This window comes from Lysinibacillus sphaericus, from assembly GCF_006864135.1.
Lineage (GTDB): Bacteria > Bacillota > Bacilli > Bacillales_A > Planococcaceae > Lysinibacillus.
Genome location: NZ_SADV01000023.1, coordinates 1 through 12,188 on the forward strand (window position 1 = coordinate 1; position 12,188 = coordinate 12,188).

Consider the following 12,188-nt stretch of genomic DNA (forward strand, 5'->3'; position numbering starts at 1 on the left):
CGAACACGGAAGTTAAGCTCTTTAGCGCCGATGGTAGTTGGGGGCTTCCCCCTGTGAGAGTAGGACGTCGCTAGGCATAATACCCAGGAGGATTAGCTCAGCTGGGAGAGCACCTGCCTTACAAGCAGGGGGTCGGCGGTTCGAGCCCGTCATCCTCCACCATTTTTAAAATAAATCACTTTATTATCGCGGGGTGGAGCAGTGGTAGCTCGTCGGGCTCATAACCCGAAGGTCGTTGGTTCAAATCCAGCCCCCGCAACCAAAATGGTCCCGTGGTGTAGCGGTTAACATGCCTGCCTGTCACGCAGGAGATCGCCGGTTCGATCCCGGTCGGGACCGCCATTATAAACGATAATATAGTTCTTATGATGCTTTTAAATCATAAGAACTTTTTTTATTGTTAATATAAGGAAATTAGTGGATATCGATAAAATTGGTTCAATAATATTTGTTGGGGTATCCATAGATTTTTAGAATAATTATGCCTAGGCATAATTGCGTTTAGAATTGGCTTTGTGCTTGCACAAAGAACCCCCTTTCCGATTCCGTGAAGCCCCCAACACTCATATCGAAAAACTCGTTAGCAAAGGTCGTTGTATGTGTCAACAAACTGACCGCTATTATAGGGTGACTATTTTTTATCGATTCCTCTCGTGATGGAATTTGGAGGTGTTTAGCATGCGAAATTATTTTTACATAAAACGTTTGAATATAAGCTTACTCATAGGTGCTATTGTAATACTAGCAGGCTGTGGAGATCCTATTTTAGACATAGAGGAGTCCAATGCGTACCACTGGCAGAAAAATATGAATGAAGCCGAATTTGAAAAATTAAAAGAAGGCATGTCATATATGGAAGTAGTAAAAATTGCAGGGGGAGCAGGGGACGTGATAAAAAATGATCAATACCGCTGGAATGATGAAATACTTATGACAAAAACGTATATAGTACGATTTAAAGATGATAAATTGGTTGATAAAAAGGTTAGTGAGGTAAAGGAGCATAAAAAATAAGCACGTTTTTTATAAGCGTGTTTTATTTTTATTTAGCACATAAATTAGTATCGTCAGCGATAATTAAGCCTAGGCATAATTGTTTCAGGCTAATGACGAATGCTAATTTGCATAAGTTTTAGGACTCACCTCATGATGAGCATCAGCTTGGAGTGAAAATCTCCTTTATTTATTTGATACAAAATTTATAATTTTTTGTCGACAAGCTGCAACAATTACACCAAGGTGTAATTGTTTTTTTTGAAATCCATTGGATGTTTTGAACATTTACGCTTGTTTCGGTAAACTAGAAGTAATGGAGCTAGGAGAGGAAAAAGAGATGATGTATGAAAAAATAATGAATTCACTTGATGATACTGAGAATTTTGCGTTGAAACTAGCAAGCTTACTAGAAGCCCAAGATACAATTACATTAGAGGGTGATTTGGGCGCTGGTAAGACGACATTTACGAAAGCATTAGCGAAGGGACTTGGTGTGACGAGAACGGTCAATAGCCCGACATTTACGATTGTTAAGCAATATGAGGGGCGTTTACCATTTAATCATTTAGATGTTTATCGTTTAGCAGAAAGCGATGAGGATCTTGGATGGGACGAACTATTTTATGGTGATGCGGTGTCAGTTATCGAGTGGGCTCATTTGATTGCACAGGATTTACCACAGGAGCGTCTTGGAATAGAAATTTACCGGATCGGAGAAAATCAACGACGATTTGTATTAACACCACTTGGAAAGCGATATGAGGCATTATGTGAGGAGCTAATGAAATGATTTGGTTAGGGATTGAAACAGCGAATGCACCACTTTCTATTGCTGTAATAAAAGATGGGAAAGTGATCGCGGAGATTGTACAAAATATTAAATTAACGCATTCAGCAGGTGCTATGCCAGCTATTGAAGAAGTGCTAGCAAAGGCTGGCATAAAGCCAAGCGAGTTGGATGCGATTGCTGTATCAGAAGGACCTGGTTCTTATACCGGTGTACGAATAGGTGTGACGCTTGCTAAAACATTAGCATGGACATTGAAAAAGCCTTTAGTTGGAATATCTAGCTTAAAGTCATTGGCCGCAAATGCAGCACTATATGATGGGTTTATTTGTCCTATTTTTGATGCGCGAAGAGGCAATGTCTATACGGCCGTTTATAAAGGTTGTGGGCTTGAAACAATTATAGAAGATTATCACGATCATATAGATGGCTTGTTAGAGCGTTTACAGGCTTTAGAGGCACCGGTTTTATTTGTTGGAGCCGATGTAGATGTTTTTTGGCATAAAATCGTAGAGGTAATGGGTGAGCGAGCTCAGCGTACGCAATTTAGCAATGATTTACCACGAGCAAGTGAAACGATTAGACTAGCTACTAAAATGGAGCTACCAAGTGTGGATGCAGTTCATCATTTTATTCCGCAATATAAACGCATTGCAGAGGCGGAGGCAAACTGGCTAAAGGAACAAAAGGAGAAGGCTCATGAGTAGTGATGTAACGTATCGTAAAATGGGATCTGATGATGTACCAGCAGTATATGAAATTGAGCTTGCTACATTTCCTACACCATGGACGTTAGATTCCTTTTACTATGAAGTGCACGAAAACCAGTATGCATATTACTTGCTAGCTGTGGATGAAGATGATCGTATTATCGGTTTTTGCGGAATGTGGATGGTTATAGACGCTGTTCAAATTACGAATGTAGCCGTTATAGAGGCTGCTCGAGGTCGCGGCATTGGTGAAGGATTAATGCGAGAGGCTATGCGTATTGCTAGAGAGCATACTATGGAAGTCATGAGTTTAGAGGTACGAGTAACAAATACAGTTGCTCAAAATCTTTATCGAAAGCTTGATTTCCAAGATGGCGGTATACGTAAAGGCTATTATACAGATAACGGGGAGGATGCCCTTGTCATGTGGGTGAATTTATGATGGAAGATCGAATGATATTAGCAATAGAATCGAGCTGTGATGAAACAGCAGCGGCGATTATTCGAAATGGTTCTGAAATTGTTTCAAATGTAGTTGCATCTCAAATAGAAAGTCATAAACGATTTGGTGGGGTTGTGCCTGAAATTGCATCTCGTCATCATGTTGAGCAAATTACAGTAGTTATAGAAGAAGCATTAGCACAGGCAAATATGAAGCCAGCTGATTTAGATGCTGTGGCAGTTACAGAGGGCCCTGGTCTTGTAGGTGCACTGTTAATTGGGATTAATGCCGCGAAGGCCTTTGCGTTTGCTAATAATTTACCGATTGTAGGTGTGCATCATATAGCTGGACATATATATGCTAATGCACTCGTGCAACCAATGGATTTCCCATTGTTAGCACTTGTTGTATCAGGAGGCCATACAGAGCTAGTTTATATGAAAGAACATGGCTCTTTTGAAGTCATCGGTGAGACGAGAGATGATGCAGCTGGTGAAGCTTATGATAAGGTTGCGCGTGTTTTAGACTTACCATATCCAGGTGGTCCGCGAATTGATAAATTAGCACATGAGGGAGATGAGGCTGTATCCTTCCCAAGAGTGTGGTTAGAGGAAGATTCTTATGATTTTAGTTTTAGTGGCTTGAAATCAGCGGTTATTAATTATAAGCATAATATGGACCAACGCGGTGAAGAAATTTGTCCGACTGCCGTTGCCAGAGGGTTTCAGGATAGCGTAGTTGAAGTATTAACGGCGAAAACATTACGGGCAGCTCGCGAATATAACGTGAAGCAGGTTATTGCAGCGGGTGGTGTAGCGGCAAATAAGGGTTTGCGTACATCACTTGAGATGGTATTTGCAGAAGAAAACATACCATTTTTCGTGCCACCATTAAAGCTGTGTACAGATAATGCCGCTATGATAGGGGCTGCAGCGACACCTATGTTTGAAGCCGGTATTCGAGGCAATTTATCAATGAACGGTCGCCCTGGAATGGAGTTAAAATCCTGGGTATAACTTTTTCTGGGTGTCACGAAATCGGAAAGGAGTTAATAAAGGATGTTTGCCTAAAATCATCGCATCCTTGCGATAACGGCTAACTACCTGCATTAACATCTGCAGGCCTAAGCACAAAGCCGATTTCGGACTGAGGCATAATTGATTATAGAAAAAGAGGCGTTTTAGATTTGATTCTAAAATACCTCTTTTTGCTTTTGTGAAAAAATTGTTGAGAAAATAGTATCTATAAGAAAATTTGAATCTGATCAGTTGACAAATTTTTCAGAAAATTATCCACAGGCAGGGTAGAAATAAAACAGCGAACATCCGTACTTATGCACAAAATGTTGATAACTTGTGTATAACTTGTGATTATTCAATATATAGTAGCCTATTTTGCACAAAATAATGTGAATAAAATATTTTTGAGTTGTGGACAATGTGGAAAAGTCTGTTGATATGTTGGTATTACTAGATTTATAGTGTGTATAAAGTTGTGGGCATTTTTTGTCGAAAAATAGCACTTGACCAATATATATGAAAAATCAACGCGAGTAAAGTAAAAAGCCATGTGACAAGGCACATGGCTTTATAAGTTTTATCCCACCTCAAGAGAGATGTTATAAAATAATATTTTCAAGTTCTTCACTTAGCTCGAGCCATTCCATTTCGAATAACTCATACTGTTCCTTAGCAGTTGATAATTCCTCTTGAAGTTGTGTAATTTTTTCGTGGTCTGTGAATATCTCAGGATCGCAAAGAGCTTCTTCTAAGCGAGCTATTTCAAGATTTACTTGCTGCATTTTCCCCTCTAGTTCCTCAAGCGTGCGTCTAATTTGGCGCTCCCGTTTTTTAGCCTCTTTATCAATTTTAGAGGTAGAGATCTTCTCAGATACAACAGCTTGTACTTGCGGTTGAGCGGCAGCCTTCATTTGTGCAATTTCCAATAGTTCTTGTTTCTTTTCAAGATAATAATCATAGTCACCTAAGTACTCAAAGGAACCGTCGCCGGATAGTTCGATTACTTTAGTAGTGATTCGATTGATGAAATATCGGTCATGCGATACAAATAAGAGCGTTCCAGGATAATCGATCAGTGCGTTTTCCAGTATCTCTTTACTATCTAAGTCTAAGTGATTGGTAGGCTCATCAAGAATTAAGAAATTTGCCTTTTGCATCATCAACTTAGCTAATGCAAGTCTAGCCTTTTCTCCACCAGATAAAGATGACACGATTTTATCTACATCATCGCCACTGAATAAGAAACGGCCTAGCACCGTGCGAATATCTTTTTCATTCATTAAAGGCCATTCATCCCATAGCTCTTTTAGCACACTTTTATTGCTCGATAGCTTGGCCTGCTCTTGATCGTAATAACCAATTTGAACATTTGTACCATAGCGAATCTCTCCAGAGAGTGGTAGTAAATCTTTGACGATGGTTTTTAATAAAGTTGATTTACCAACACCATTGGGTCCAACAAGTGCAATACGGTCTTCTCGGAAAGTGCGCAATGTGATGCCGCTTGATATTTTCTTATCACGATAACCTATAGCTAAGTCATCAATAGATAATACATCGTTTCCACTTTGACGCTCAATTGTAAAGCCGAAGCTTGCTGATTTTTCATCACCATCAGGGGATTCCATCCATTCTGTTCGTTCAAGCATTTTACGACGACTTTGTGCCATTTTAGTAGTAGAAGCACGAGCAATGTTTTTTTGAATAAATTCCTCAAGCTTGGCCTTTTCATCTTGCTGACGTTCATAAAGCTTCAAATCACGCTCATAATTTTCCGCTTTTTCATCTAAATAGGCACTATAATTGCCTGTATATTTTGTGACGCGATGACGAGAGACTTCGTAGACAATGGAAACAACCTGGTCTAAGAAGTAGCGGTCATGGGAAACAATTAGAATAGCCCCTTCATAGCCTTTTAAATATGATTCCAACCAAGAGAGGGTATCAATATCTAAATGGTTAGTAGGCTCATCGAGTATTAATAGATCAGGTTTACTTAACAGAAGCTTAGCAAGCGCTAACCGAGTCCGTTGTCCCCCTGAGAGTGAGCTAATTGGCTTTTCGTAATCATTAGGATAGAACTGCATGCCATGAAGCACAGAACGTGTATCAGATTCATATTGATAGCCACCTGCATCTTTAAAATTATGCTGCAAATGATCGTATTCAGACATTATTTTTGCATATAAAGTAGGGTTTTCATAAACAGCAGGGTCGGCCATTTGTTGCTCTAATGATCGGATTGCCTGTTCTTGGGTAATAAGCGGCTCAAAAATTGTCATCATTTCATCCCAAATCGACAATGTTGAGTTTAATCCAGCATGCTGCTCTAAATACCCAATTTGTATACCTTTAGGGATAATAATATCGCCAGAGTCATAGGACATTTGACCAGCAATTATTTTAAGTAAAGTGGACTTACCAGCACCGTTACGACCTACTAATGCAACGCGGTCACGATGTTGAACCTCTAATTTTACGCCACTTAAAATTTCATCTGCAATAAAGGATTTATATAGTTGATTGACCTGTAAAACAATCATTCTTGACACCTCAATTCTACCTTAGTGTAATGGATGTGCGATTGCCTTGCAATGTCGATGCTTTACTTATTCCAAGCTGTCATGTAAGATTGAAACGATTTCTCTTTAGTTAGTGGCGTAAAAGCGCCATTAACTAAAGGGAAATCCTCCAGTGAATAGTATAAACTTAGAAATATTAAGCATGTATCATAAATGGTTCATCACCAAAAGTTGTGGATGACTTTTGTTAAAACGTCTACTATGTAAATAGTTGATTGGAGTGGAGACTGGGCGACTCCTCGGGGATCAGCGTCACAGATGAGACCCCTGCAACGCAGTGAAGCGGCTCATCGGACGCCCCCAGGAAGCTTTGCTCTGTAGCGAAAGCGAAGCGACAGCAACAAATGTTTTCTGTAGCGAAAGCGAAGCGTCAGCTACAAAGCGCCCAGTCGGAACGGAAATCAACCACACGTTTTGGTGATGATCCTTATAAATAGAATTTGATACATTATAAGGAGGAAAAAGTTTGAAACAAGAATTAAAAATTCCACAAGCCACTACGAAAAGACTTCCTCTTTACTATCGATTTATCCAAAACTTTGCACAAGAAGGCATGGAACGTATTTCATCGAAGGAACTGAGTGAAGCGATGAAAATTGATTCTGCAACTATTCGCCGTGATTTTTCTTATTTTGGTGCTCTTGGCAAAAAGGGATATGGCTATGATGTGCAGCATCTCTTGAAATTCTTTAGTCAAACGCTCGATCAACATGAAGCCACAAAAGTAGCATTAATTGGTGTAGGGAACTTAGGTAGTGCTTTATTAAAATACAATTTCCAAAAAAATCATAATACCCATATCGTTGTGGCATTTGACTCAAAGGCCCCGAAGGAAGGGAAGATGATTAGCAATATTCCTGTTTTTCATCCTGATTTATTGGAAGAAAAGTATGCAGAATATGGAGCGGAGCTTGCAATTTTAACAGTTTCACCACGCTCTGCACAGAAAATGGCTGATAGATTAGCGGTGATGAACGCAAAAGGAATTTTAAACTTTACGCCAGAGCGTATTACTGTACCAGATAAAATGCAACTTTTAACAATCGATTTGTCGGTAGAATTGCAGGCACTCATTTATTTAATTCGTAATCAGGAAGAGTGATAATTGTACATAATTTTTTTGTACCGAATATGAGATAAAATGAGAGAATGACGAAAAACTTTCACATATTATTAGTTAGCAAAATGGCGAAATATGCGTTAAAATGATGGATATAAAGAGGAGGTGGCTGTAATGGGTCCAATAGGTCCAATGAGCCTCATTATTATCGGAATTGTCGCATTACTAATTTTTGGTCCTAAGAAGTTACCAGAGCTTGGTAAAGCATTTGGTTCAACATTACGTGAATTCAAAAATGCTACAAAAGGATTAGCCGACGAAGATGATGATGACAAGAAGAAGAAAGAACTAGATAAGTAAAGTTAGGATGTTTGAGGAATGAATCCAAAAGATCTAACTGTCATTGAACATATAGAAGAATTAAGAAAACGGCTTTTCATTGTTGCCGTTTTCTTTGTTCTCGCTATGATTGCTGGCTTTTTTGTTGCGAAGCCGCTTGTTAAATATCTTCAAATTACTGGAGAGTCTTACAATATAGAACTTCATGCGTTTGATGTAGTAACACCACTGGCAATTTATATCCAAGTTATTTTTTTAGTATCATTTATCCTATCTTCGCCGGTATTGATGTACCAATTATGGGCTTTTATTAGCCCGGGACTTAGGGACGTAGAACGAAAAGCAACCTTAAGCTATATACCGTATTCATTTTTATTATTTTTAGCAGGGTTATCCTTTTCATATTTTTTACTATTCCCTTATGTCATAAAGTTTATGATGAATTTATCTAACGAATTGGAGATTCAACAAACGATTGGCATACATGAATATTTTTCGTTTTTATTTAAGCTTACAATACCCTTTGGTTTCCTTTTCCAATTACCGATAGTAGTCTTGTTCTTTTCACGCATTGGGATTTTATCTCCTGAGTTACTAATCCGTATTCGTAAGTATTCATACTTTGGTTTATTTGTATGTGCTGCTTTAATCGCACCACCTGAATTAGCTTCACACTTAATGGTTTCAGTACCGTTATTCATTCTTTATGAAATTAGTATTATGATTTCCCGTGTTGGCTATAAGAAATACTTAAAATCAGAAGAAATGCGAATGAAGGAAGAGCAAGAAGCTGAGCAAAAACGCCAGGTCGAAGAGGCACTTGAACAGCAACGACGTCAAATCGAAGAATTAAATCAATAATAATAGAAGCTCGATGCCAATTAGCAGCATCGAGCTTTTTCGTCGTTATAAATAGCTAGGTTCAACTAGAAATCAGCGGTTTGCAAAAATTTCACTAATTTTTATTGCATTTTTTCTAGTTGTTCAAGAAACTTTTGCAGTGGTTCAGCATACAATTGTACAAGCGTCACAAAACCATTCAGCATGACGTGGGCGATAATGGACGTCCAAATGCGTTTTGTTTTGTGGTATAAGAAGGCAAAAATCAATCCGCAAATTGTATAAAGCAAGATGTGTGAGAAGTCCATATGAATAAGAGCAAAGAAAATGGCGCTTACTATACCGGCAATCCAGAAATTAGTTGTTTGGACAAGCGATCCGAAAATAACACGACGGAAGACAAACTCTTCTAATATTGGTCCAAAAACAACAATCGCTAATATTGCAATAGGGGCACCTTTTGCAATAGCTACAATATCAGCTGTATTTTGCGAGCCACCTTGGATACCGAATATAGCCATTTCGATAGCTGCGCCAATCATTTGGCCGAAGAAAACTAAGAAGAAACCGATAATTCCCCACATAATTGACAGTGGTATAGTCTCTTTCTTCCCTTTATAAATATCCCAAAACGCTTTATCGCGGGATGTAAGGATTAAGCTTAAAATTAACGCAATGGCAAAGCTAAGTGCAATATACCAGCCTTGAGTAAGGGGAGCAGCTTGCCCACTAGGTAAACCAGTTGTACTCATAACAAGCTTGTGAAACGGTTTTGCCAGTAAGATCCCCGATATTTGCATGAGGATATAGATCAGTAAAACATAAAGAGCTGTTTTTTTATGTTTATTTATTTTTTGAGAATTGTTCACAGTCAAAATCCTTTCCATTCATTATGCTACCTTTCTATTGTAGAGGAATATGGAAAGAAAACAAAATTTTTCGAAGTTCTGACTTGCAAAAAAAAGTGTGATTGATTATCATAATAATTGTATTAGCACTCGACTAGATAGAGTGCTAATAAACTTTCAAGTATATAATTAATTATAGGAGGTTGTTTCACTTGTTAAGACCACTAGGAGATCGTATTGTAATCGAACTAATCGAGGTAGAAGAAAAATCTGCATTCGGTATTGTACTGCCAGACTCTGCAAAAGAAAAACCGCAAGAAGGTAAAGTTGTAGCAGTTGGGACGGGTCGCATTTTAGAGAACGGGCAACGTGTAGAGCTTGACGTAAAAGTTGACGACCGCATTATTTTCTCTAAATACTCTGGTACAGAAGTTAAATATGAAGGTAATGAATACCTAATTTTACGCGAAAGTGATATTCTTGCAATTATTGAATAAATTAATACTTTTAAAGATTCATTACCAAAAGTTGTGGATGGCATTTTTTAAAACGTCTACTATGTAAATAAGTTGATTGGAGTGAAGGCTGGGCGACTCCTTAAAGCGCCCAGTAGGAACGGAAATCAACCACACACATTTTGGTGATAATTCCTTTTAAAGTAAATGCCTAGTAATTGTCACATATAGATGGCAATGACTGTATGGCGAAATTTCTATAAATATATTGATGAAGCTTAACGAATATTCCATTTCAGGAGGGTAAATTCAAATGGCAAAAGATATTAAATTCTCAGAAGACGCTCGTTCATTAATGCTACAAGGTGTAGATAAATTAGCAAACGCAGTAAAAATTACATTAGGGCCTAAAGGTCGTAACGTAGTTTTAGAAAAAAAATTCGGTTCACCACTTATTACAAATGATGGTGTAACAATTGCAAAAGAAATCGAGCTAGAAAACCCATTCGAAAACATGGGGGCAAAATTAGTAGCAGAAGTTGCTTCTAAAACAAACGAAATCGCTGGTGACGGTACAACAACTGCAACAGTATTAGCACAAGCAATTATTCGTGAAGGTTTGAAAAACGTTACAGCTGGTGCAAACCCTGTAGGCATTCGTAAAGGGATCGATAAAGCAGTTGCAGCAGCCCTTACAGAATTACACGCTATTTCTCGTCCAGTTAGCAACAAAGACGAAATCGCACAAGTTGCGGCTATCTCTGCTGCTGATGATGAAGTAGGGCAATTAATCGCAGAAGCAATGGAACGTGTGGGTAACGATGGTGTTATCACAATTGAAGAATCTAAAGGCTTCACAACTGAGCTTGATGTAGTTGAAGGTATGCAATTCGACCGTGGTTATGCATCACACTACATGGTAACAGATACAGATAAAATGGAAGCGGTATTAGATAACCCATACATTTTAATTACTGATAAAAAAATTACAAACATTCAAGAAGTATTACCATTATTAGAACAAGTGGTACAACAAGGTCGTCCACTATTAATCATCGCTGAAGATGTTGAAGGTGAAGCTCTTGCAACACTTGTAGTGAACAAACTTCGTGGTACATTCAATGCTGTAGCGGTTAAAGCGCCAGGGTTTGGTGACCGTCGTAAAGCAATGCTTGAAGATATCGCAATTTTAACAGGTGGTCAAGTAATTACAGAAGAATTAGGCTTAGACCTTAAATCAGCTGATATTACATCACTTGGTCGCGCTGCGAAAGTTGTTGTTACAAAAGACAATACAACAATTGTAGAAGGTGTTGGCGGTGCAGATGCAATCGAAGGCCGTATTGGTCAAATCCGTGCTCAGCTTGCTGAAACAACTTCAGAATTCGATAAAGAAAAATTACAAGAACGCCTTGCAAAATTAGCAGGTGGTGTAGCAGTAATCAAAGTTGGTGCTGCAACAGAAACAGAACTAAAAGAACGCAAACTACGCATTGAAGATGCTCTGAACTCAACTCGCGCAGCAGTTGAAGAAGGTATCGTTTCAGGTGGTGGTACGGCACTTCTTAACGTATATGCAGCAGTTGAAAAAGTTGCAGATGCAGAAGAAGGCGACGTAGCAACTGGTGTAAAAATTGTTCTACGTGCTTTAGAAGAGCCAGTCCGTCAAATCGCAAACAACGCTGGTCTTGAAGGCTCAATTATCGTGGATCGCCTAAAACGCGAAGAAATCGGTGTAGGCTTCAACGCTGCAACAGGTGAATGGGTAAACATGATTGAAGCGGGCGTAGTAGACCCAGCGAAAGTAACTCGCTCAGCACTACAAAACGCAGCATCTGTAGCAGCTCTATTCTTAACAACAGAAGCAGTTGTAGCAGACATCCCAGAAGCAGCTCCAGCAATGCCAGATATGTCTGGTATGGGCGGCATGCCAGGAATGATGTAATCTACGGCTCCAGCCAAATAAAAATCACTTCTCCATTTGAGAAGTGATTTTTTATGTTTAGCGAATATTTATTAGTGAATCGCTGATAAAATATGGGTAATCGCTGATAAAAACAACAAAAACGCTGATAAACCTCCGACAATTGCTGATAATAAGCTTGTTAGC

Annotated in this window: 12 protein-coding genes, 3 tRNA genes and 1 rRNA gene; 14 read left to right on the forward strand and 2 right to left on the reverse strand. The window is 38.8% G+C overall.

Annotated features, from left to right (window positions below):
• From rrf to tsaD, 9 genes are all read left to right on the forward strand, one after another.
• Window positions 1-76: ribosomal RNA gene (gene rrf, locus C7Y47_RS26315) — 5S ribosomal RNA — on the forward strand; the annotation flags it as partial.
• Window positions 77-86: 10 nt separating this feature from the next.
• Window positions 87-162 (forward strand) — tRNA-Val (locus C7Y47_RS19630).
• Between the two features lie 25 nt (window positions 163-187).
• Window positions 188-262: transfer RNA gene (locus C7Y47_RS19635), tRNA-Met, on the forward strand.
• A gap of 4 nt (window positions 263-266) precedes the next feature.
• A tRNA-Asp gene (locus tag C7Y47_RS19640) sits at window positions 267-342 on the forward strand.
• 336 nt (window positions 343-678) lie between these two features.
• Complete coding sequence (locus C7Y47_RS19645; RefSeq protein WP_142510294.1) at window positions 679-1,014, forward strand: hypothetical protein; 336 nt, start codon at window positions 679-681, stop codon at window positions 1,012-1,014.
• Between the two features lie 322 nt (window positions 1,015-1,336).
• Window positions 1,337-1,786 carry a tRNA (adenosine(37)-N6)-threonylcarbamoyltransferase complex ATPase subunit type 1 TsaE gene (tsaE, locus tag C7Y47_RS19650; protein ID WP_142510347.1) on the forward strand — a complete coding sequence of 150 codons (450 nt, stop codon included), beginning with the start codon at window positions 1,337-1,339 and terminating at the stop codon, window positions 1,784-1,786.
• The gene (tsaB, locus tag C7Y47_RS19655) at window positions 1,783-2,490 is read left to right on the forward strand and encodes a tRNA (adenosine(37)-N6)-threonylcarbamoyltransferase complex dimerization subunit type 1 TsaB (protein ID WP_142510295.1); all 708 of its coding nucleotides are present in this window, start codon (window positions 1,783-1,785) and stop codon (window positions 2,488-2,490) included. Before tsaE ends, tsaB begins: the two co-directional genes overlap by 4 nt.
• A complete protein-coding gene (gene rimI, locus C7Y47_RS19660; RefSeq protein ID WP_142510296.1) occupies window positions 2,483-2,935 on the forward strand; it encodes a ribosomal protein S18-alanine N-acetyltransferase in 453 nt (150 codons plus the stop codon). The genes tsaB and rimI overlap by 8 nt, the downstream gene beginning before the upstream one ends.
• Window positions 2,935-3,951 (forward strand): tRNA (adenosine(37)-N6)-threonylcarbamoyltransferase complex transferase subunit TsaD, encoded by a 1,017-nt coding sequence (gene tsaD / locus C7Y47_RS19665; RefSeq protein ID WP_436970125.1) that lies wholly within the window; start codon window positions 2,935-2,937, stop codon window positions 3,949-3,951. The genes rimI and tsaD overlap by 1 nt, the downstream gene beginning before the upstream one ends.
• 602 nt (window positions 3,952-4,553) lie before the next feature.
• On the opposite strand, the gene C7Y47_RS19670 is transcribed toward tsaD, so the two are convergent.
• Window positions 4,554-6,497, reverse strand: a complete 1,944-nt coding sequence (locus C7Y47_RS19670; RefSeq protein ID WP_142510298.1) for an ABC transporter ATP-binding protein — start codon at window positions 6,495-6,497, stop codon at window positions 4,554-4,556.
• 505 nt (window positions 6,498-7,002) lie between these two features.
• Between C7Y47_RS19670 and C7Y47_RS19675 the strand changes: the two genes are divergently transcribed.
• The 3 genes from C7Y47_RS19675 to tatC all read left to right on the forward strand — a co-directional run bounded on the left by C7Y47_RS19675 (window position 7,003) and on the right by tatC (window position 8,796).
• Window positions 7,003-7,638, forward strand: coding sequence for a redox-sensing transcriptional repressor Rex (locus C7Y47_RS19675; protein WP_132364235.1), 636 nt, complete (start codon window positions 7,003-7,005; stop codon window positions 7,636-7,638).
• Window positions 7,639-7,770: 132 nt separating this feature from the next.
• Complete coding sequence (locus tag C7Y47_RS19680) at window positions 7,771-7,956, forward strand: twin-arginine translocase TatA/TatE family subunit (RefSeq protein WP_132364233.1); 186 nt, start codon at window positions 7,771-7,773, stop codon at window positions 7,954-7,956.
• 18 nt (window positions 7,957-7,974) lie between these two features.
• Window positions 7,975-8,796, forward strand: a complete 822-nt coding sequence (gene tatC, locus C7Y47_RS19685) for a twin-arginine translocase subunit TatC (protein ID WP_142510299.1) — start codon at window positions 7,975-7,977, stop codon at window positions 8,794-8,796.
• 101 nt (window positions 8,797-8,897) lie between these two features.
• Here tatC and C7Y47_RS19690 read toward each other — a convergent pair whose 3' ends face one another.
• Window positions 8,898-9,662, reverse strand: coding sequence for a CPBP family intramembrane glutamic endopeptidase (locus C7Y47_RS19690; RefSeq protein WP_142510300.1), 765 nt, complete (start codon window positions 9,660-9,662; stop codon window positions 8,898-8,900).
• 173 nt (window positions 9,663-9,835) lie between these two features.
• On the opposite strand from C7Y47_RS19690, the gene groES reads away from it, so the two are divergent.
• Entirely contained in the window at window positions 9,836-10,120 is a 285-nt protein-coding gene (gene groES, locus C7Y47_RS19695; protein WP_049667833.1) for a co-chaperone GroES, read from the forward strand.
• A 271-nt stretch (window positions 10,121-10,391) separates the two neighbouring features.
• Window positions 10,392-12,023: a chaperonin GroEL gene (gene groL / locus C7Y47_RS19700; protein ID WP_142510301.1), complete on the forward strand. Its 1,632-nt coding sequence runs from the start codon at window positions 10,392-10,394 to the stop codon at window positions 12,021-12,023.
• Window positions 12,024-12,188 lie beyond the last annotated feature (165 nt).

Coding starts and splice junctions, on each gene's coding strand:
- C7Y47_RS19645 (WP_142510294.1), top strand. CDS start 679: ATGCGAAATTATTTTTACATAAAACGTTTGAATATAAGCTTACTCATA.
- tsaE (WP_142510347.1), top strand. CDS start 1,337: ATGTATGAAAAAATAATGAATTCACTTGATGATACTGAGAATTTTGCG.
- tsaB (WP_142510295.1), top strand. CDS start 1,783: ATGATTTGGTTAGGGATTGAAACAGCGAATGCACCACTTTCTATTGCT.
- rimI (WP_142510296.1), top strand. CDS start 2,483: ATGAGTAGTGATGTAACGTATCGTAAAATGGGATCTGATGATGTACCA.
- tsaD (WP_436970125.1), top strand. CDS start 2,935: ATGGAAGATCGAATGATATTAGCAATAGAATCGAGCTGTGATGAAACA.
- C7Y47_RS19670 (WP_142510298.1), bottom strand. CDS start 6,497: ATGATTGTTTTACAGGTCAATCAACTATATAAATCCTTTATTGCAGAT.
- C7Y47_RS19680 (WP_132364233.1), top strand. CDS start 7,771: ATGGGTCCAATAGGTCCAATGAGCCTCATTATTATCGGAATTGTCGCA.
- tatC (WP_142510299.1), top strand. CDS start 7,975: ATGAATCCAAAAGATCTAACTGTCATTGAACATATAGAAGAATTAAGA.
- C7Y47_RS19690 (WP_142510300.1), bottom strand. CDS start 9,662: ATGGAAAGGATTTTGACTGTGAACAATTCTCAAAAAATAAATAAACAT.
- groL (WP_142510301.1), top strand. CDS start 10,392: ATGGCAAAAGATATTAAATTCTCAGAAGACGCTCGTTCATTAATGCTA.